The organism is Halorubrum sp. CBA1125 (genome assembly GCF_009742825.1).
Taxonomy (GTDB): domain Archaea; phylum Halobacteriota; class Halobacteria; order Halobacteriales; family Haloferacaceae; genus Halorubrum.
On the sequence record NZ_WPCE01000005.1, the window covers coordinates 1 to 20,944 of the forward strand.

General features: G+C 57.0%; 15 protein-coding genes and 5 pseudogenes. 12 read left to right on the plus strand and 8 right to left on the minus strand.

Annotation, left to right across the window (positions count from 1 at the left end; translation table 11 throughout):
* Nucleotides 1–384: 384 nt before the first annotated feature.
* The gene (locus tag GJ633_RS01305; protein WP_231741178.1) at nucleotides 385–810 is read left to right on the plus strand and encodes a nucleoside 2-deoxyribosyltransferase; all 426 of its coding nucleotides are present in this window, start codon (nucleotides 385–387) and stop codon (nucleotides 808–810) included.
* 444 nt (nucleotides 811–1,254) lie between these two features.
* On the opposite strand, the gene GJ633_RS01310 is transcribed toward GJ633_RS01305, so the two are convergent.
* Together GJ633_RS01310 and GJ633_RS01315 are read right to left on the minus strand one after the other, a co-directional pair.
* Nucleotides 1,255–1,788 (minus strand): nucleoside 2-deoxyribosyltransferase, encoded by a 534-nt coding sequence (locus GJ633_RS01310; RefSeq protein WP_156586514.1) that lies wholly within the window; start codon nucleotides 1,786–1,788, stop codon nucleotides 1,255–1,257.
* A 287-nt stretch (nucleotides 1,789–2,075) separates the two neighbouring features.
* Nucleotides 2,076–2,459 carry a hypothetical protein gene (locus tag GJ633_RS01315; RefSeq protein WP_156586516.1) on the minus strand — a complete coding sequence of 128 codons (384 nt, stop codon included), beginning with the start codon at nucleotides 2,457–2,459 and terminating at the stop codon, nucleotides 2,076–2,078.
* Nucleotides 2,460–2,521: 62 nt separating this feature from the next.
* Between GJ633_RS01315 and GJ633_RS01320 the strand changes: the two genes are divergently transcribed.
* The 5 genes from GJ633_RS01320 (at nucleotide 2,522) to GJ633_RS01340 (ending at nucleotide 9,766) form a co-directional block, all read left to right on the plus strand.
* On the plus strand, nucleotides 2,522–3,445 hold the full coding sequence (locus GJ633_RS01320; protein WP_197431170.1) for a nucleoside hydrolase: 924 nt from the start codon (nucleotides 2,522–2,524) through the stop codon (nucleotides 3,443–3,445).
* Entirely contained in the window at nucleotides 3,442–5,121 is a 1,680-nt protein-coding gene (locus tag GJ633_RS01325; protein ID WP_156586518.1) for an adenine deaminase, read from the plus strand. Before GJ633_RS01320 ends, GJ633_RS01325 begins: the two co-directional genes overlap by 4 nt.
* 240 nt (nucleotides 5,122–5,361) lie before the next feature.
* Nucleotides 5,362–6,567 carry a CynX/NimT family MFS transporter gene (locus GJ633_RS01330; protein ID WP_156586520.1) on the plus strand — a complete coding sequence of 402 codons (1,206 nt, stop codon included), beginning with the start codon at nucleotides 5,362–5,364 and terminating at the stop codon, nucleotides 6,565–6,567.
* 611 nt (nucleotides 6,568–7,178) lie between these two features.
* Nucleotides 7,179–8,024, plus strand: a complete 846-nt coding sequence (locus GJ633_RS01335; RefSeq protein ID WP_156586522.1) for an energy-coupling factor transporter transmembrane protein EcfT — start codon at nucleotides 7,179–7,181, stop codon at nucleotides 8,022–8,024.
* Entirely contained in the window at nucleotides 8,021–9,766 is a 1,746-nt protein-coding gene (locus GJ633_RS01340) for an ABC transporter ATP-binding protein (protein WP_156586524.1), read from the plus strand. The genes GJ633_RS01335 and GJ633_RS01340 overlap by 4 nt, the downstream gene beginning before the upstream one ends.
* A gap of 81 nt (nucleotides 9,767–9,847) precedes the next feature.
* Here the strand turns inward: GJ633_RS01340 and cdd are convergent, their stop codons facing one another.
* Nucleotides 9,848–10,237 carry a cytidine deaminase gene (cdd, locus tag GJ633_RS01345; protein WP_156586527.1) on the minus strand — a complete coding sequence of 130 codons (390 nt, stop codon included), beginning with the start codon at nucleotides 10,235–10,237 and terminating at the stop codon, nucleotides 9,848–9,850.
* A 112-nt stretch (nucleotides 10,238–10,349) separates the two neighbouring features.
* Nucleotides 10,350–10,778 carry a nucleoside 2-deoxyribosyltransferase gene (locus tag GJ633_RS01350; RefSeq protein WP_156586529.1) on the minus strand — a complete coding sequence of 143 codons (429 nt, stop codon included), beginning with the start codon at nucleotides 10,776–10,778 and terminating at the stop codon, nucleotides 10,350–10,352.
* Between the two features lie 498 nt (nucleotides 10,779–11,276).
* On the opposite strand from GJ633_RS01350, the gene GJ633_RS01355 reads away from it, so the two are divergent.
* Entirely contained in the window at nucleotides 11,277–12,206 is a 930-nt protein-coding gene (locus GJ633_RS01355) for a queuosine salvage family protein (RefSeq protein ID WP_197431171.1), read from the plus strand.
* Between the two features lie 285 nt (nucleotides 12,207–12,491).
* Here the strand turns inward: GJ633_RS01355 and GJ633_RS01360 are convergent.
* Nucleotides 12,492–13,437: pseudogene (locus GJ633_RS01360) on the minus strand (IS1595 family transposase).
* Nucleotides 13,438–13,966: 529 nt separating this feature from the next.
* On the opposite strand from GJ633_RS01360, the gene GJ633_RS01365 reads away from it, so the two are divergent.
* On the plus strand, nucleotides 13,967–14,620 hold the full coding sequence (locus GJ633_RS01365; RefSeq protein ID WP_156586533.1) for an ECF transporter S component: 654 nt from the start codon (nucleotides 13,967–13,969) through the stop codon (nucleotides 14,618–14,620).
* Nucleotides 14,621–14,896: 276 nt separating this feature from the next.
* Here the strand turns inward: GJ633_RS01365 and GJ633_RS17495 are convergent.
* A pseudogene (locus GJ633_RS17495) lies at nucleotides 14,897–15,044 on the minus strand (transcription initiation factor IIB family protein); the annotation flags it as partial.
* 535 nt (nucleotides 15,045–15,579) lie between these two features.
* On the opposite strand from GJ633_RS17495, the gene GJ633_RS01370 reads away from it, so the two are divergent.
* Nucleotides 15,580–17,073 (plus strand): MATE family efflux transporter, encoded by a 1,494-nt coding sequence (locus tag GJ633_RS01370; protein ID WP_156586535.1) that lies wholly within the window; start codon nucleotides 15,580–15,582, stop codon nucleotides 17,071–17,073.
* Between the two features lie 236 nt (nucleotides 17,074–17,309).
* Here the strand turns inward: GJ633_RS01370 and GJ633_RS01375 are convergent.
* Nucleotides 17,310–18,309: pseudogene (locus GJ633_RS01375) on the minus strand (IS200/IS605 family accessory protein TnpB-related protein); the annotation flags it as partial.
* 508 nt (nucleotides 18,310–18,817) lie between these two features.
* Nucleotides 18,818–19,736, minus strand: a pseudogene (locus GJ633_RS01385) (hypothetical protein).
* A gap of 122 nt (nucleotides 19,737–19,858) precedes the next feature.
* Between GJ633_RS01385 and GJ633_RS01390 the strand changes: the two are divergent.
* The 3 genes and pseudogenes from GJ633_RS01390 to GJ633_RS01400 form a co-directional block, all read left to right on the plus strand.
* Nucleotides 19,859–20,170, plus strand: coding sequence for a hypothetical protein (locus GJ633_RS01390; RefSeq protein WP_156586538.1), 312 nt, complete (start codon nucleotides 19,859–19,861; stop codon nucleotides 20,168–20,170).
* 298 nt (nucleotides 20,171–20,468) lie between these two features.
* The gene (locus tag GJ633_RS17500) at nucleotides 20,469–20,675 is read left to right on the plus strand and encodes a hypothetical protein (protein ID WP_231741179.1); all 207 of its coding nucleotides are present in this window, start codon (nucleotides 20,469–20,471) and stop codon (nucleotides 20,673–20,675) included.
* Between the two features lie 11 nt (nucleotides 20,676–20,686).
* A pseudogene (locus tag GJ633_RS01400) lies at nucleotides 20,687–20,931 on the plus strand (hypothetical protein); the annotation flags it as partial.
* Nucleotides 20,932–20,944: the final 13 nt, after the last annotated feature.

The following is a 20,944-nucleotide window of genomic DNA, read 5'->3' on the forward strand; positions in this document are numbered from 1 at the left end:
TTTTTTCTCCATCATCTTCGTCGTGACGCGGTCCATCGCGGGGAGCGCGGCGACCGCGTTCGTCCTGACCCGGCCGTCGCACTCGGGACATTGGTTCGCGCTCGATTCCGTTCGGACGTCTTCGTCGAAGCCAGTTTCGTAGATGTCTCTGGTTGCCATCGTTCGTACCATGTTTCGGGAACTCGCCAGTACGGCGAACCCCTCACCCATTGAGGGGGTAAAAAACTACACGTCAGCTACGTCAGTGACAAATGAATCAGATAAGAGACGATATGTTGAGACTTGGATCCCCTCCCCGCCACAGTACGTACATTGCCGGCTGATATCCGTTCGACCCTTGCTTCTACCAGTAATTATATATCATATATGGTTCATAAGTTAGATATGCGAATTTACTTCGCTGCACCACTATTCTGTGAGGCAGAGACAACGTACAACGAGCGTGTTTGTGGAATGCTAGAGGAGCGGGGTCACTCCGTGTTTCTCCCGCAACGTGACGGCTACGAGAATCTTGACGATCTACTGGATGATCCGGACATCGATTCAGTTGATGAGGCGAAAAACGAGATCTTTCAGCTCGACCGGCGGGAGATCCTCAACGCGGATCTATTGACAGCGATCTTGGACGGCCAGGTCCCCGATGAGGGAGTCGCCGTCGAGATCGGGATTGCACACGAAAACGACATCCCCGCGATCGGGCTAAAGACGGATCAACGGAACGACCCACTGAACGCGATGGTCTTTAGTCCGCTTGAGGAACTGACCGGATCCCCTGCTGAACTCGTCGAAGCCGTACAACACTACGACTGACGTCGTTCCAGTCTAGGTCGCGGATGTCCGACTCGGTGTGTGTGGTTCCGTCACATACTCGAACGAACCGTTCTTCCCGCCAGCGGAAGGTGAACTACTCTCGATCCGCTTCTCACCGTAGCTCGGGGATTGCCGACCGATACGCCAGCGATCGGGTGGATTGGCTTCTCCGAACCAGCACACCCGACCGGAAGTGTGCACTCGCCATCGTTTGCACCCTGTTCAAGGCCGATTTCGACACTCTCGGAGACGTCGTCTATTACTGGCTGATTCGTGGCGAACAGCATTATCGTCTGGCGCGTCGACGCGGATACGGACCCAGTAGAGATGCGGCGACCCTGCAATTCTCCGGTGAAATGCCACGTGGCATCCCAAGACAGAACTGATGAGTCAACCCGAGTGCATTCGCCCAGCTTCACTCATCAGTCCACACTTGGGACGGTACTAGAGGGCGTCGAGTTCTTCGATAATGAGATCCTCCAGATCTTCGAGGGATTCGTAGAGCCGGTGGTGCTCCGCTTCCCACTCACCGCCGTAATTATCGGCCGAAACGATGGATCCACCGCTGTCCCATATGAAGTACTCGACCTGCAAGTTCACGACGAGACCTTCGTTTTCGCCTGCGGTCCGGCTATCCGTCCGGTAGCCGACAATCGGTGTTCCGATCCCGTAGGCGTATCCGATCTCTGCAGAGGTGCCGCTGTCGGGGTCCGCGCCGTCGAGGTTTGCGAGGACGACATCTGCCTCGACGATTGCTTCACAGTTCCGTTGTCCGATACCCATCGCCCACTCGTTCAGAGCCTCGGCCCGGTCGACGCTCACGGGCTCACCCGCGAGTTCGGTGATCGAGTCATCCCCGAGGTCTGTCGGATAGATGCACTCATACCCGTTTTCTTCGAGTGACGGAATGAGTCGTTCACGGACGAATCGTTCACCTTGAGGTGTAAACACCTGTGGTCCAGCGAGGTATACCTTCATCGTGATACGCTACGTCTAGACGCACCGACATAGGTGTTTTGCTGAGAAGGGCTCTTATGGGATGGAAGCCTGGTAAGTCTCCCACGTGCGTGAAGAGGTACTGGGGTAGTCAAAGGCCGATGATTCAACAGCGTCTTAGAAGGCGTGGCTTTGATTGGCCTACCTGCCAAGGACGCACTCTCATGGGAGGCCGCCCGGATGCCGCCAGCATCCAGGCGGCGAACGCGAATAGGTGTAGCTTCCTTCACGCACAAATCGCTCCACAGGAACCAGGTACCACCTCGGAATCAGCCTTCATAAAGATGACTCGTCACGTCGCTGCTTTGGACGACGATGCCGAGGTTGTCGAAGAGTATGCCGGAGCCAAAGCGGCGCTCGAAGTAACCAGCAACTACTACACGATCTACGACATCCTCGACGAACACCTCGACGTGGTTGCCGCAGATCCAACCCAAACTCAAGCGGTCGGCTAGGCTGAGGTGAAAAACGACCGACTCGACGCGGAGTTGCGCGAACAACTTCGCCGAGCCGGCATGATCGCTGAGAGTTGCGTCCCGTCCGAAGAACTCCGACAACGCCGCGCACTCGTGCACGGCCGGGAGTGGTTGGTCGAGAAGGGCACGGACTTCAAAAATGAAGACCACCCCCTGCTGGACAAAACCTATATACATGATCGGTTGGCCGAAATCCTTCAGGAAAATAGTTTTAATCCTCGTTATCAGTGTGGTCTGTAGTGACCAGAAAGATTCTTTTCGACACCGATCCAGGGTGTGACGACGCGTCCGCGCTCTCGCTCGCACTGGCGAGTGACGAACTCGAGGTCGTCGGCGTGACCACCGTTGCAGGGAATACGACGATCGAGAATACCACCCGGAACGCGCTGTCCGTGTTGGAATTGCACGATCGAACTGACGTTCCAGTCGCCCGTGGTTGTGCCGCGCCGCTCTGGCGCCCACTCGAGACAGCGGAACACGTGCACGGTTCATCCGGCATCACCGGTTCACCACCGGTTCCCGACGTCGAAACGATCGATACGAGCGGGACCAGGTTCATGCTCGAACAAGTTTACGAGCACGGCGATGAACTGACGATCGTTGCCGTCGGTCCGTTGACGAACGTCGCTACAGCGATCGCGATCGAACCGGATCTCCCCGAGTTGATCGACGAGATCGCCATTATGGGGGGTGCTGCTCTCTGTCCTGGGAACTCGACGCCGGAGGCAGAATTCAACTTCTATGTCGATCCCGAAGCTGCCCAGCGTGTCGTTAGGGACGGGAATCCGCGTCTAATCGGACTGGACGTCACCCAGGACGCAACATTGACGGCCGAGTTCGTCGAAGAACTCGCGGAACGGGATGACCCACATCGCACGCTGGCCGCATGGTTCGGCTACTCGGAGGTCGACGCGATCCGCGAGGGGGAGCTTTCTGGGGAACAGGTTGTCCACGACGTGACCGTGATAATCGACCTCATTGACGACATCCTCGAATACCGTCGGTTCCCCGTGAATGTCGGCACCGACGATGGGGACTTCCGCGGTGCCGTGGTCTGTGACGTGAACGACGTCACCGGAACCCCGCCAACGGCGAACGTCGCACTGGAGGTCAACGTTCCCGCCTTCCGGAACCGGATCGCGGAGCTGATCGAGAAACTATGAGTTCCCAGACCCCTGTCGACCTCGTCGTTCGTGGAACAGTTGTAAACGTTCTCACGGGGAGCCTGGAGGACCGATACGTGGCGGTAGACGGCGGTGAAATCGTGGGGTTCGGTGATAGGCCTGCACGGGAGCGGTACGAGGCGGCGTATCTGGCGCCGGGACTGATCAACTCCCACATGCACATCGAGTCGACGATGCTCTCGCTGCCACGGTACGGCGAGGCAGTCATCCCGCACGGCGTCACCGGGATCGTCGCCGATCCCCACGAAATCGGCAACGTTCTCGGCGTGGACGGCGTTCGTCAGTTGACAGTACACGCCGATCACACGCCGCTCCGTGTTCGATTCACCGTCCCGTCGTCGGTGCCGGCGTCGGACCTTCAGGATACGGGTGCGACTATCGACCCGGCAGACGTAGAACGGTTGCTCGCGACCGACCGGATCGTCGGTCTCGCCGAGGTGATGGACATCGAGGGTGTGGTCGCCGACGATGCAGCGGTTCACGCGAAGATCGAGGCGACCCGCAAACGAGGATTGACCGTCGACGGTCACATGCCTCGAGTCACGGGGAACCGCCTGCAGATGGCGGCCCGGTTTCTCGATACCGATCACGAGAGCCGGGCGCTCTCGGAGGCACGCGAGAAGGTGGAAGCGGGAATCAAGATCCAACTCCGTCAGGGATCCTCGAGCGAGAACCTTGAGGAGCTCCTCCCGCTCGTCGACGAGGTCGACTCCCGCCGACTCATGCTGTGTACGGACAACTTCTACATTAACGACCTGCAAGAACACGGCGGGATCGACGAATCCGTCCGGATGATGATAGAATACGGCGTCGATCCCGTCGAAGCGGTGCAACTCGCTACGATCAACGTCGCCGAGACCTACGGGTTGCCCTACGGGCGGATAGCCCCCGGTGCGCCGGCTGACATTGTACTCCTCGACGATCTCGAGACGTGGGATGTGGACGCCGTCATGGTCGACGGAGTGATCGATCCGGTCGCCGATGTCACCGATCCGCCGCGTTATGAACTCGATCACAACACGGTTGATGTCGACCGGTTAGATCCTTCCGACTTTGCGTACCCTGCTCCCCACGACGGTCCCTGCAGGATCCGTGCAATCGATCATACCGGCGAGATCCCGACAGAACGTGTCGAAACGGTGCCTGTGGCGGACCGCGTGCTCGCCCCAAACCCGGAGGAGGATCTACTTCCGGTTGCCGTTGTTGAGCGCCACGGGAAAGGCGGCGGGATCGGTAAAGGGTTCGTTCACGGCTTCGCACTCGAGCGTGGAGCTCTGGCGAGTACGATCGCCCACGACGCTCACAACCTCGTCGTCGTGGGAGCCAGTCACCGGGCGATGGCGGAAGCGGCGAACGAACTCCGTGATGTCGGTGGGGGCCTCACCGCGTTCGATCCCGAGAACGGTACGACAACCCTGCCGCTGCCGGTTGCCGGCCTGATCTCCGAACGCCCTGTTTCCGTAGTGGCGGAACAGTTCAAAGCCGTGCAGACTGCTACGCGCGAACTCGGTACCGAACTAGCTGGCGGTATCATGGAACTGGACACCCTGACACTGGAGGTGATCCCGGAACTCAGAATAACGAACCACGGGCTGGTTGATGTCGAACAGATGGAACTCGTCGACCTCCTCGTCGCCGGCAGCGACGAAGAATGACTCCGGACGTCGCCCGTCTTCGGCGTAGAGCGCCACCTGCGCCGGAACGCGGACGAACCTTCGACAGTCGACAGCGTCCGAATTCCCGCGACGGTTTCCGATGTCCGCGTCGGCGAGGGTTTAGACTCTCACAAAGACGTGGTGTTGGCAGCCTCTCACGTCTTGGTTCACGACGATCCTATACCGAACTGTCGTTTCGCTGCCGAGGTAACCACAACAGTTTGACGAGAGGCCCATCCAATGAACCCTCCTGACCAGATATCCAAGGCTTCGATCCGGCGCTGGCTCGCGTTGGTAGGCTTGCTCGTGGCGGCCGTGAATCTCCGGCCGGCGATCGCCTCGATTCCGCCACTTCTCGAGTTACTCAGAGCTGAACTCCAGCTGAGCTACAGCGTTGTCAGTCTGCTTACGACGATTCCCGTCTTCTGCATGGGGCTCTTCGCGTTCGTAACGCCGTCACTGATCGATCGGTACGGACGCGGACACACCTTGATTTGGGCCGTCGTCGCGATCGGTCTCGCGACCGTAGCCAGGATCGGGAGTCACAGCGTGGTCGTTCTCTTTGGAACGACCGTGCTGGTCGGGATCGCGATCGCGATCACACAGACGATCCTTCCCTCGCTAGTCAAAATCTACTTCCCGTCACGCGTCGCGCTGGCGACCGGTGCGTATACAGTCAGTCTCACCGTCGGCGCGATCCTGGCGGCCGGGTTAACCGCCCCCTTATACGTACTGTTCGACTCGTGGCCGCTATCACTCGCTGTGTGGGGGATACTCGCGTTCGTTGCCGTTCCGGGATTGATCCCGCTCGTACGTGACGACTCGTCGGAGCCTGATCGCTCACCTCCTGACGCCTCGAAGAGTGGGCCGATCCCGTGGCGGAACCCGCTGGCGTGGATCTTGATGCTCTTTTTTGCGATCAGTTCGACGATATTCTACTCAGGGTTGACGTGGCTGTCGGCTCGATACGTCGCGCTCGGGTGGGATGAAGCGACAGCCGGACTGTTACTGACCGCCTTCATGGTCGCGCAATTAGGAGGGATGGCACTCGTTTCTGCATACGGAGATAAATCGATCGACCGCCGGCCGTGGCACGCACTCATGATCGCGATAGTCGTGATCAGTACTGGCGGCGTCGCGTTCACGCCGCTGTCGTATCCTTGGATCTGGGCGACGTTGCTCGGTGTCGGCACCGGCGGTCTGTTTACGCTCTCGCTCACGCTACCGATCGATTTCGCGACGGGAGAGAACGCTACCGATCGTCTATCGTCGATGGTGATGGGAGGCGGCTACATGCTCGCGGCTGTCGGGCCGTTCGTGACCGGGGGAATCCGTGACCTATTCGGCAGCTACGTCCCTGCGTTCGTCGGACTCACAATTCTGGGTGTCGTCCTCACAGTCTGTGCGGTCCGACTCTCCCCTCGCAGTTACGGAACGATCTCCTGAGGGACAACTGCTGTGCCCTACCCTACGATCTTCGACGGTCGTGTTGACAGATGTTAGGAAGCAGTTCGATCGGACTGTCGATAGGTGCCGTCGATGTCGAGTTTGGTTACACATGGACCCGTTTCCGTGGACGCCGATGTCTTCGATCAGAAATAAGAACTCTCTGCTCTGTTGAATCCGCAGAAGGCGTGCGAATCGGGTCACTCTGTACTCGGTTCAGGAGCGCTGTCGAGAGAATTTTGAGAAGGAATCTTGGCAGACAGGGAGAGAGATCGAAATCACCGAGTGAGTCGATCTAACACATCGACGACGAAGAGTGGAATAACCGCTCCTTCAGATACTGTGATCCCCGTGCAGTCATCAGATTCAACAGAGCAGAACTCTCTGGACTCGATCTTCATATTTTCGGGGATATACTCCCTCCATCCGCGAATCTACAAATTCACGAACTAGCAGACCTGCTACTATTGACACTAACACCCAGAGAACGTAGTATACTCCAAGTGGTAATACCGCTCCGATAACGGATAGACTTCCGTTTAGCGATATTCACTGACAAAAAAAGTCCGATCCCCACAAATCTTATGTCCCACTATAGCGCTTGATAGTGTATGTCAGCCAGGGACATCGATATAAACAAATTCATCAAAGAATCCACGGAAGGCGAGAGTGGTATACTACAGTATAAGCCCGGAGACACCTTGGTCCATAATCTGAACCCCGTTACGAAAATTGTCGTTGCGACCGGCCTCATCATCGGAGTGTGGATGTATCCCAACTTCGTCGCACCGGCGGTGATATTCGGGATCCTACTCGGAATCGTGTTCGCGTCCCGCCTGTACAGGAACATCCTTCCTGTGCTCGTGGTTGTCGGGGCTCCGCTCTTGTTCATGATGTTCACCATTCACGGCCTGTTCTATCCGGGGAACATGACACCATACTACACGATTAGTCCAGTTCCTGTTATCGAGTCAATAACAATCTACGAGGAGGGTCTCCTCTTCGCCGCGATGTTCTTCTTCCGTATTATGGTGTTACTGACGGCGCTGCTGTTGGCGATCGTCTCGACGCACCCGCGGGAGTTCGGCGTCGCGTTCACGGAGAAGGGTATGCCGCCGAAACTGGCCTACGTCTTCCTCGCGGCACTCCAACTGGTTCCCGATATGCGTCGCCAAGCGAACAGTATCATGGAGGCCCAACAGTCGCGCGGGCTCGACATCCACGCCAACGTTTGGCAGCGGCTCAAGGCGTTCTTCGCGCTTATGACACCGTTGATCATCGGGACGCTCATTTCGGCCGAAACGCGCGCCCTAGCGTTGGAATCACGTGGATTCGGACGGACAAAAACGCCGACCTCGTTGTTCGAGACGACTGAAACGACAGTTGACTACATGCTTCAGGCGTGTACCGTCGTTGGAGTTATCGCTGCTGTCGGCTGGAGGGTGTTCCTCGCATGACTGAGATCAATTTTAACGACGTGTCGTTCCGTTACACAACCAAACGAGACGTTGCCGCAGTACACGAACTCGATTTCACGATCGAATCTGGCGAGTTCGTCGGGATCACTGGTCCGAGTGACGCGGGAAAAACGACGCTGGCCAGACTGATCCCGGGATATATTCCTCACTTCTACGACGGCCAAATGGCCGGTACCGTTCAGGTTGGAGGCATCGACGTTCGCGAGAGTTCGATGCGAGAACTTTCCGATCAGGTTGGGTTCCTCTTCGAGAATCCCTTCAATCAGCTAACCGGGGCGAGTATGACAGTTCTCGAGGAGGTCGCGTTCGGTCTCGAACAGATGGGAGTCGAACGCGAGAAGATCTTCGGTCGTGTCGACGAAGCGCTGGAAACCGTCGGCATCGCAGACCTGATACGACGGAAACCCCAGGAACTGTCGGGGGGACAGTCCCAGCGCGTCGCGATCGCGTCTATCCTCGCACTCGAACCGGACGTGCTGGTTCTCGACGAACCGACCTCACAACTCGATCCGCACGGCACGGAGGAGGTGTTCCAAGTCCTCGCGAACATGGATCGGAAGGAGTACACGATGGTCATCATCAGTCACGATCTGGAACGGTTGGTTCCACACCTCGATCGATTGATGGTTGTCGACGGGGGGTCGGTCGCCCTAGACGACACGCCACAGAATGTCCTGTCCAGCGACGACGAGGTCATAAATCAGCTCAATGTTCCAGAGAGCATCGAGATCGGAAAGTACCTCCGAGACAAGGGACTGGTGTCCCCGGAGAAGCATCTCCCGCTGAGCGTCGCCGACACGGTCGAAGAACTCTCGCCGCATGTTCGCAGATCGGGACGGCCCGAACCGTCAACCACCAACGGCGGCGTCGACAGAGACGTCGGACCGGCGTCGAATCCCGCGACTGACGTTGAGGATCCGTTGATTAAGTTCGAGAATGTCGACTATTATTACAACAACGAAATCCAGGCGCTTCAGGACATCTCTATCGAAATGGCTGAGGGCTGCGTCTGTGTCATCGGCCAGAACGGTGCCGGCAAAACGACGTTCGTCAAACACCTCAACGGACTGTTGAAGCCGACGAATGGGACCGTCTACGTCAACGGAATCGACACACAAGATAACTCTATCGCTCAGCTATCTCGCCACGTTGGGCTCAGTTTCCAGAACCCAGACGATCAGATCTTCCACGACACCGTTGAGAAGGAGATCCGCTTCGGGCCGAAGAACCTCGGTTACCCCGAAGAGCGAATCGACGAACTTGTCGACAGACAACTAGAACGCTTCGAGTTAGAAGACGTCCGCGACGAGGACCCGTACAACCACGGACTCGCAACCCGGAAGCACATCGCCGTCGCGTCGGTGCTCGCCATGGACACGCCGGTAGTCGTCCTTGACGAGCCAACTGGGGGGCAGGACAAGCCGGGTAACGAACTGCTTGGAGACGTCATTGACGATCTAGTCTCCGAGGGAAAACTGGTGATCACCATCACACACGACATCCCCTTCGCGAGAGACCACGCTGATCGTGTGATCGCACTTTGTAATGCGGAAGTGTTAATAGACGGTTCGCCTCGAGAGGTGTTCAATGAGGGATCTACACTCGCCGAAACGATGGTCGAACCGCCAAAGGTCACTCAGATCGGCAAACAACTCGATCTGCCACGCACGTTGCTGACGAACGACGAACTCTTCAAGTACGTGGACACTTCGGCCGACTAGGCGGATCATCGTCGATATTTTCGGGTGCAGGAGGATTGTACTCAGCCGATCCATTCGAGAAGTGGTTGGTGGACTGTCGTTTTATTCGAGAAGCGTTTCGCTATCCATCGCGTGCGGAAGGATCTCTGCCATCGTGTATTTGACGTACCCATCACCTTCGTCAACGACGATCGGGAACTCATCGTCGCAGAACTCCCGCAAACTCTGTCGACACATGCCACAAGGGGCGTTTCCGGACTGTTGGGCCGACGTTAGCGCGAGGGCATCTAAGTCGGTGTGACCGTCACTGACGGCTTTCGAGAGTGCAACTTCCTCCGCGTGGAGCGTGTTCGTGTAATTCGCGAACTCAATGTTACAACCCGTGTAGACCACGCCGTCGGTCGTCCGGAGAGCGGCTCCGACCTGGTACTCGGAGTACGGCGCATAAGCTCGGTCCAGAGCGCGTTCCGCCTCTTCAAGGAGTTTCTCCATACCCACTATGGAAGAACTGTCCGTATAACTGTGCCGCAAACATATCAGGTGGTACTTATGTATAGAAAGCGGACCTATCAAGATACGTTTCTCGATTTCCGGAAGTCCAGGATCAGTCGGCGTAATCGTTGACCGTTTCAAGGAGTTCCTGTGGGGTTTCAACAAGTTCCTCGAGGGGACTGAAGACCATCGCGTTCAGTGGGTCGTTCCGTCGATCCGTCTTCAGCCCGATCGCGGGGATGTCGTTTTCGTGTGCGATGGCGATCTCGATTGCAACTCCCTCATCCGGGACCTGTCCGTCGAGGATCGCGGTCAACACGTCCGCCTCCAGCACTTCGTTCCTGTCCACACGAAAAATCTCGTGTTGAGCCTCTTCTACCGTGTCGAATTCGGGTTGCTGCAGGAGCTTTTTGACACCACCAGTGCCATCGCGCTGGGGGAGAAATGCGGAATGTCCAGCGTCTTCTAATGCCCCACAGACCCGTTCGTTATACTCTAGTTCTGCTTCACTGAACAACGGAGCTGCGAAGTAGATTCGCATACTGTTAGAACTTATAACTATTATATAAATAATTTTCTCTATTAATCATTTATCATATACATACGCTCAATGTATTTTTCCTCGAATCCATTGTCCGGCCGACAGTCTCATCTCGAGAAATCCCTCGAAGGCGATCGTTTCCTAGGAGTCACGGAGAACTGATCATGATCCGGACGAACCATCAACTGGAAATTCCGTAGATTTGTCTAGTACGAAATGGACGACTCCAACAGGGGAGATACCCACCAACACAGTGACCGTGATATTCCGACTTGGCGAATCTGAGACGTTTACCGGTTCAAACGTACGGCTATCCCGACCTGTTTATGTCGGGCGGAATCGGCATATTCATTCAATCCGACATTATAAATTCACATATCTATATTATACAATTTTGGGAGCGAACTAAGTACAATTCCCGCGTGGATCCACATCATGACAGCAAACCGTGTTCGAAGGACTGTTTCGGACGTCCTCTGCTGGTACGATCTCGATCACGTGACCGTTCACGCGGATAGGATCGAGGCGTTCCTCAAGGATCTGGCGATCGGGCAGGAGGGATCGGACCCATCAGGGCCCCAGGTCCTCAGCGAGGCCGAATACGGTCTCGACACGATCGTCGATTACCTGCTCGTGAGCAACTCTCTGAACTTCGTCTATGACGACATCGACACCCAACGGCGGTTCACGACGGAGTACGACGGCGAAATCTGGACTGGGGCCTACGCGCTGTGGGCGAGCATGCGACGTGCACTGGATGAGGGACGCCCCATCACAGATGGAGAATATCTCCGTACGCTCACTCTGGAAGAAACGAAGGACATCTTCCGTGGTGATCCGCCGATCCCGATGATTCAGGCCCGTCACGAGATCCTCACGAGCATGGGGACTACACTTTGTGACATCGCGGACGGTCACTTTCACACCGAGGTGTCTCTGGACGAACCACTCTGGTTGTTCGACGATGGGAACGGGCTCGTGGAGTGGCTGACCTCCGAGTTCCCCCGGGCGTACGGTGACGAACGGACATACAGCGGTGACACGGTCTATTTTGACAAGAAAGCACAGCTCTCCGCCGGCATCCTGTACGGTCGGTTCGCCGATAGACCCGGCTTCGAGATCCCCGATCTGGACGAGCTCACGGTGTTCGCGGATTACCTCATTCCGGCGCTCCTCCGTAACGTGGGGATCCTCGAGTACTCCCCGAGTCTGGCGCGAAAGGTAGACGAGAAGCGTCCGATCGCCGAAAACAGTCCCGAGGAAGTAGAGATCCGTCTCGCCACGGTCCACGTTGGCGAAAAACTCCTGGAACGGGTCAATGCCGGGCGGTCGGAGCCGATCACGGCTTACACTCTCGATCAGTTGTTATGGCTAGCCGGACGCGAGCGTGATCTCGTCCACCACTTAACTGAGACCACAGCGTACTAGTACGTTCGTCACCTCGAACTGTCGGATATTCAATTATTCTTGGAGAGGTTATCGAACGTTCGCAGAAGGGCAACTATGAGTGAACGGATCGCTCGGGCCCAGACACTGTCGGTGGACAGCCCGGCGTTACCGCCGCTTTCCCCGAAACCGGAGTCCAAAGACGTTGCTGCGCTGGTCACTCATACGACCGGCGACGCTGCATCGGCGCCAAGCTAGGGTCGAACCTTCGTCCGTCTGAAATTCGTTCTCGGCAGTAACAAAGGGCCGACATCAGCCCGGACGCTCTTACGCAGACTGGCGAAAAACATCAGCGGTGAAACAGTTAATGAGTCCGTAGATTGGTGCCCCAGCAAGATTCAGCGTTCGCAGGAAGCCATAGGTCCGAGCGGCCTATTCCAAGCCCTGCTTGGACAGACCACGGAACTTCTTGATCCATGGCTCAAACAGCGACCAGAGACACTCCGCTTGGTTGGTGTGAATGCCTTCTTCTGACACGTATCTCTCGTCGTACACGACTGATGGTGGTCCCGTTCCAGTTGCTGATACGGCGGATACTCATCAATCCAGACCTCTCCCAACGGCTGGGAGAGGTCTTCAGCCTCTTTCGATCAATAGCTTGAATTCGTTAGCGAACGTCGTTCCATCCCCGGCAGAGATCACCGAAGCACGTCGCAGCACGCCGCGACGAGCGTCATCTCATCGTCCTGCCCACCACTTCAGCGTGTGCGACTACCCCTAGACGACCCGCCGCGGGACAGCCCGTCCCGCGGTGGGTCGCGTCCTTTGAAACTCGAACACACCTGCTGACTCTCACCGACCTGTGTTGGCCCGTTGAGAGTATGATCAATACGATCCCAGACGACGTGGAAGCCGCGTTTCAGCGCGGTTTCCACGTTACGAATCGCCGAGGAAACCGTATTGTTGGCTCGCTCAAGCAGCGAAGCAATCTGGTTGATGCTGAGCAACGAATCAGCGTAGAATGCAAAGCGACGAGGGACTCACCGGGACGAGTTCCGCATCGTAGAACGGCGTCCCGAGTGTATAGGTACTCATGAAGCCGCAGCCGCGGCGCCAGATACGGTCGAGATCATCCCACGTTCGGACAGCTGTGGCTCCACAGTTCAGGAAGGGTGCCCTGGTCCCAGATCGTCTTGAGACGCCGTTCGACGCCCTCGTCGAGCGGCTCGGTCCGAAATTCCAAAGTGTCAAGCGACACAAGTTGTTGAACCATCCCACCTCATGCTACCGATTGTGACCAAACAACCTGCATTCGGCGGGATGCTTTCCGTACGACGGAATCTTTTCGCTAGGTTGAACAAGAGCGAATCCGGATAACTGCAACCACCTGAAACGTATCGTGGACAGGCATTTCGGCAACTTCAGTTCGTTTTCGACGGTCGGGGCGAGGCGCAATCCGTCCCGCTGACGACCCAAGCCGCCTCCCGGAGATCACACGCCGGCTCACCCAGCAGACAACCCTACCCCTAATGGGCAGACTGGTGAAGTCGGACAATGAACCGATAGAAACGGAGGAAGTCTCACCAGGGGGATTCGGACGTGAACCGGCTTCTTCCGACGAAGTCAGGTCTTTCCTCTGCTCCAAAGGCGTGGACGAAACTGTGTCTTGCCTCTTTTCGACCAATTCGTTTGCGTTATTTAGATTATATATGCGCCCGACCCAAGGATACATCAATATTGATTTTCCTGTAATAATACAATAGTTATAAGAAAATTGGTTCAATTCCTTGGTATGAGGTTCCATGTCAAGTGAAACTGTAACAGAACAGACGGCCAATGTGGAGACATCGTTCATCGGGAGCATATCCGACGAGTTTACAACGTTCGCCTGGGTGCTGATTCCTGTCGCGGTCGGGTTAAACCTGACCGGCGGGTTTCTCGTCCGCATGCTACGGATCCCGTTGTTCATGGACACGATCGGAACAGTTCTGTTGGCGATCATCGCTGGGCCGTTCGCGGCAGCACTCGCTGGCATAGTTACCAACCTCGTTCTGGGGGCGATCCAGTCGCCAACGTCGATCCCATTCGCGATCACGCAGGTAGCCATCGCGTTCGCTGCCGGCTACCTCGCATACAGAGGCTGGTTTAGAATCCTCAACCGAAAGGATTACCTGAAACTGATCGGGGCGGGTATCGTGATCGCGGCCGTATCGACGATCGTCAGCACCCCCATCGTCGTTCTTGTATTCGGCGGTGTGACCGGAAGTGCAACCAGTGCACTCACCGGATTCTTCTTGGCGACTGGTGCGGGGATCGTCGAAGCGGTGCTGAGCCAGCAGATCATCACATCACCAACTGATAAGATCGCGACGGTCATCATCTCCGTCTACCTGGCACGCCAGATTCCGACGCGGTACCTCACGAGCAAAGGACACAGAGCACTCTACGAGGAGTAATCGACGTTCCAGATCCGGAGTATCGTCGATATTCCTCTATGTAAATAAAATGGGCGCGGTGGCTGCAGGAACGGATCTCAGATGATCTCGCTGGGTAACTCGTCGGCCAGTCTGACGCAAGTCCCCTCGACCGTAGGCCCCGCCGTTTCGTCGATATGCCTTGGGGCGGTCAGATAGACGCAGGCGGCCGCGACGCTCGATGGCGGACAGCCGTTCGTGAGGGTTGTCCCATCGGCGCATTCTGCGCGTTCGTTCGCGCGCCGGCGAATGTGTGGTACTCTTCAATAACGAATCCGCAGTCCTCGCAGACAGTTTCCTTTATGTTCGTGGTGACGTGTCCTCCATACTCGGGACACTGGTTTGCGCTCGACTCCGTTTGGATGTCTTCGTCGAAGCCAGGCTCGTAGCTATCTCTGATTGCCATTGTTCTCACCATGTTCAGGAACTCCCAGTATAGCGAGCCCCTCACCCATCGAAGGATAAAAAGACGCTATCGAGTACGGAATTCGGTTCAGCTAGATCGGGACTCAAACGGCAGCGTCTGAGTTACTGTTGTGCACCCCTTTATAAATGAGTGCTCTGTTGAATCCGATGAAGACACGAGGATAACCGATTCACAGCTCCCATTTACTCCCGAATCTACGAGGTTTCAGTTAGCTTCACCAGTCAGTATCTGCTGGGAAAGACGACCTCACGAAACTCAGAGCTAGAAATCATTCGGAACAGCTGTTCGTCCAGCCAAATCCATGCCTGATCCTGACGCATTCTGTGGATTCAACAGAGCAGATAGAACCGGTCCGGACCACCCGCTCCGAGAGATGATAGCAATTCCATCCTAACCCCAGCAGGTGTACAATCACGAGCTGGGTCAGAGCCACTTGCATGGCTCACTATTCTCGGTAACTTTCCGATGATGAATATCCATACGTTTACAATCCTGCTGTCACAGGCACAGATATATGGCCGTTCGGGAGCGTCTGCAGGCGCTTCTGGAGCTCTTTCCGGCGGTACTTGACCGACTTGGTATCGCTGATCAACGACGGGGCGGTGAAGCCTTTCAGTTGGCCCTTCCCGTGATGGTCACAGGGTTGCTCCGTGTACTCCTGCGGATTGCCGACTTTCTGATGATCGGTATCGCACTTGGTGACGCCGCGATTGCCGGGCTCGAACTGGGATTTCAGTACTACTTTATCGGGTTTGGCCTCTCGCTCGCGGTCTCCTCGGGGACGATCAGCGTTGTCTCCCGACTTCAAGGAGCCGACCAGCCCGAAAGAGCGAATCTCGCAGTCAAACAGTCATTGTGGCTGGCCCTCGCCATCTCGATCCCACTCACTGTCAGCACATGGCTCTATGCTCCCTCACTCATCGATATCCTTACTGATGACCTGGCGACGATCAACTTCGGTGCGACGTATCTCTCTCTCATCATGCTGTCAATGGCCCCCCGATTCTGGTCGATGGTCGCTGCACGAGCCCTCGCTGGAAGCGCCGACACCCGCACCCCCATGTACGTGCGGTTAGTAACGCTACCGACGAACGTCGTTCTCAACGCGGTACTCATCTTCGGGCTGGGGCCAGCGCCCCCACTGGGTGTGGCTGGCGCGGCAATTGGGACCGCTGTTGCAAATGTACTTGCCGCTTTGGTCTTCCTCGCGCTCCTCCTGTCAGGGAAGTACGTCATCACGCTGAGAGTGGGTGGCAAACAGCTTGATGTCGGGCTCATCAGGGAGATTCTTCGGGTCGGCGTCCCCTTATCAGGAATGCGGCTGCTCCAGACGTTCGGCCGATTCCCATTCCTGTTCATCCTGGGTATCCTCGGGACACCGGCATTGGCAGCATATGCGATCGCCCGGCGGGTGATTCTGCTAGCGATGATGCCAGCGTGGGGGTATTCAACGGCAGCATCGACACTCGTCGGGCAGGCGATTGGGGGTGGGGAGGCTGATGAGGCGACCGCGTACGGCTGGCAGACACTGCGCATCGCGCTGGCGACTCAACTGCTCATTGCTACGGTTCTTGTGGGCGGTGCCCGGCCAATCGCAGCGACATTTGGAACCGAACATGTCGCTCTCTCCGCGAATTTTATTCGACTGTTCGGACTCGTGGTGGCAGGCTTTTCGATCTCACGGACGATGCGTGGAAGTCTACGGGGCGCGGGCGACACCCGTTGGCCGCTGTACGGGACACTACTTGGATCGTTCGTTGTGCGCCTTCCGATTGCAGCACTCGCACTCCCAGCAGGATTCACCATCACGCTTCTCGGGAGGGAGTTTCCGATCGGATTTAGTCTCGGCTTCACGGCTATCTACGCGGCGATTCTGGCTGACTACTACACAAAAGCCGGGGTAAACACGTGGCGGTTTTGGTCGGGCAAGTGGCAGGCGGTTGCTCTCGCGTCGAAAGTTGGGGAGACAGTTCGGGGAAGCAGTGACCAACACGACGGCACCGGATGAGCCCGCAGTCTGTCGCTGCCTGCCGGCATTCTTCGATCTTGACGAGGGTGCCGATGAACGCCCTCGGTACACACCGACCAGGCAACCATCTGGATGACTTGCTTGGGGAGTTGTGCAAGCCTAGTCCCCACCCAAGTCGTCGTCAAAGACGTGCAAGATTCGCGCTGTGTATGCGGCAAGCCGCGTCGAACATCATTGGAATCCGATAGAACTGCTATTGATAGTTATGAATAGGATCCTCTCTCACCGCACGCATGATCCCTGTTGAGAGGTATTCCGCGGATCCACTGTCGCAACGGGGATCCCTCTCTCAACGGCGTTGTAGCGAATCTGTGCGTGGTGTTTAGCGAATCCCCAGCCGTGAAGTCGGCGATTCATGTACTCCCCGTAGTCCATCGACTCCTATATGTAGGTGAGATCCTCGAACACGAGAACCGGCGTCTCGACTGACTCAGCGTACTCCACCTCTTCCCTCGTGACGGTATAGCGGATATCGTCAATTTGCGCCCACAACTCGTCGCCAAAGGTGTCTGCGATCCGTTCGCTCTCACGACTCTGGAGTCGCCGCATCGTGGTGAAGTAGCGCTTGCCGAGTCGACGAACAGTCTTCCCCTCATCCGACCAGAGTTCGGGATTTGTGGGGGAATCATGCTCGTTGCGGTGACACACCGTGACGAGACTTGTTTCCCCGATATCGACGCCAATGGGGTGCTTTCTTCGGCGGGAGCTAGGAGTTGAGCGCTATGTCACGGCTCGCGGTGAGATGGAAATACCACGGTTCCATCCCGCCTGATCAAGCGACCTTCCACCATGTCTGCGTCGCCAGCAATCACCGCTTCAAGCCAGTCCCGTTACTCAGGGTTCGGCTGTGCTGGTACCCAGAGGTGGTAGTCCTCGTGGTGTGGGATTTTGACGTACCACTCGATCGCGTTTTCGGACTTGTGGTCGATTTTTACCCCTTCGTTCGTGAAGCGGACAGGCTGGTCGTCACTGGGTTCATTTGCCCCATAGGTCGTCGTTAGTTGCGGGACGTACCGCTTCAGGGCGTTTTTTCGCGTAACTGCTCAGCTGGTAGTCACCAACGATGTCGTTCGCTTTCCCCAGTGTGGTACTGTTTGCGTCGAAGGCATCTTGAAGCGCCTGCTGGTAGGTTGACTGCGTCTTCCAGAGTTTCTCCCACTTGTGTGCGTTCGGGTCTACCAGTTTCAGTTCCAGCGTTTTCGTGAGGTCAGTCACGACTTACCACCTGCAGACACTGACCGGTCGTCTTGGAGGTCCCACCAGTTACTGGCTGCCTGCTGTCGCGATCATTTTTCAAGTTCCTGTGAACTTGACCTCATCTGTTTCTCCTCAGGCCGTCCGCGACTGGTTCGCCCCGCCCCCATCCTGGGGGCGATAAACACTCTCAGAAGCGATCCAGCCAAATTCCCCATTGCGACGCCGTTCAGGACTCGATCTGTGTATCGGCGTCCCCGGTGTGTTGCGAGTGAGAGAGCAGACTCACGTCCTGCAGGAGAGCTCTCGATGCCTCGATACGCTCTTGATCTGCGTCATCGAGTCCAGCCGCCTCGATACGGTTGAGATCGGTGAGAGAACGGTGCGGTCGATATCCTGGTGTGTTTCGTGCGTCCATTCGAAGCGCCTCGTCGATTCACGGCGCAGAGAATCCGCCCCAATCGCGGGCAGTTGTGGGGTCGAGTGCACCTATTAACCAATATTAGAACCGGTCTTGTCATTTTGTTGGTTAAGACAGGCCGCGCGTCGATGGATTCAGCCCATACCGACACGCACCGCACTCTCGACACTCCCAGATCACTTGCCCTGACCAAGTGTCATCAGGGAAGGTTCGTGAGTGTCAAACCGATGATCAGTTTCGTCGTCGCAGTGGTGGCACTCGAGTTGCTCCCTCGTCGGAATGCTGGGTGACTGGTCTTTCCAATCGCTGGCTTCGCTCGGTTCCCGAAGAGCGATCCCCGGCACCAGCCACAACGTGTCATCGGCGTTCTCAAGCATCGTGTCGAGACGGAGTTCAGCCAAGAGGGAGTCCCGCTTTCGTCGTAGAGGTGTGCCTCGGTCTCCTGTGCCTCTACAAACGTTGTACCGCTCTGGGAACCCATTCGGTCCCGGATAGCCGTGAGCAGCTGCTCACCGGCTGCTGAGGTAACGGTCGTTGCGTCCGGAAGCGATGGCCACTGGTCAACCAGCTGGGACGCAGGCTCGTCCTCAAGGTCGTAGATGAGTCGATGGTCATCGACGCCCTCCGCGGTCTCGCTACCGACGAGCAGATCCCCGGCGGCGGCTCCCCTCGCCACAGCGCCGTAGAACGTCGACGACTCGACAAGCGTGAACACGATCCCCACGAGTGTTGATTCCCGGCCAGTCTTCGCTGTCTTGGTGGTTATATCACTGAGATGATTGGTGAGACAGAACCGACATTTCGTCTGTCCGTCTGGGATCGACGTCCCACAGGATCGACACTCGCCGTCGGTGGCCGTCGGTTCGTCGGAGTAGCCACCCATGGTCGTCGCGACGCGTTGCCGCCGGGAGTCACAATCACAGCCGTTGTTGAGCTTCTCGTCTGGAATGTGGGACGCCTCGTCAGTCGGCCGCAGTGCCGCGAAGTCAGAATATCGGTTGTCTCGTGGCTTGTTCCGGCTTCGTATTTTAACTTCAGGTGGTCATAACCCCCTGCCGTCTTCCGTCTGTAGCAGATGTCATGAATATGTTCATGCGAACATGTTTTATACTATGAACAAGTAAGGGAGCGTAGCAACGAGGGTTTCGTATGAGCAGCAACGACTCCAAGCACGTCCAGACGGAGTTAAGCGAAGACGAATACGAACGCTTCCGGAAGTTCGCGAGCGAACACGGACTCTCGCTCAAAGAAGCCGGCCACGAGGCGCTCATCGAGTGGATCGAACGCCAGCAGCAAGCCGATCCAAACGACCCGGCATTCACCGTTCTCGATAACCTCGAGGACGAGTCCCTTCCAGCGTCAGCGGCGACGGACGCTCGCGAAGAGGACGATCTCGTCGACGAGTGGCATGGTAGCGACGAGTCGTTCACGCTCGCCGACGATCCGTCTACCCAGTCCTGACCACAGATGGCGGAGCCAGTCGACACCCCGATCGGCACAGTCATAGCCGAGCATTTTCGCCCAGGTCATGTCCGTCATCAGGTCGTCGTCGGCCCGAAGTTCCTGTACGCGTTGTTCAACCCCCGTGACCAGATGCATGCGGTCTCACGAGCCTTCATGACGTTCGTTCGCGACGGCGACCTTCCCTATCGCCGACTCATCGTCAACGACCACATCGTCGACGAGGTGGCCACGCGGCTAAAAAAAGCAAGCCTCGATACGGAAGGCAACGTCGTTCCTGACGACGCTCGACGAGAGTATGCTCTATCAGTTCGAAGGGATCTCCGCGGACGTCTTCGATGCCGCCAAAACGATGTTCGTCGAGTGGACCGACCTGGATGCATCATTCACCGACTTCGTCGTTGCCGCACACATGGAGGAGCTTGAGGTCGATCACATCCTCACCTACGACCGGCACTACGATGCGTTCGACGTAACGGCGCTCCCGTATCGCAGTGAGGTCTAGAGGTGCCAAGCATGTCCAAATCCTCGCGAGATGGCGTTCAGTCGTGGACAGAGTTCATGAGCGCCCGCGCCCCATTCAAGCGGTCGCCGAGACGCTCCGCGAACCTCGCTCGGTCGACTGGATCAGCGAGCAGCCACACGCCGCCTGGAGCACGACCGCCGAGGAACTCCAAGCGCTCGTCGACCAGAGCCAACTGCGTCGTGTCGGGGGCAGCGAGACGACGCGCTATCGGCCGGACTACACGCGACTTCTCTTTGTCGCCGCCGCGT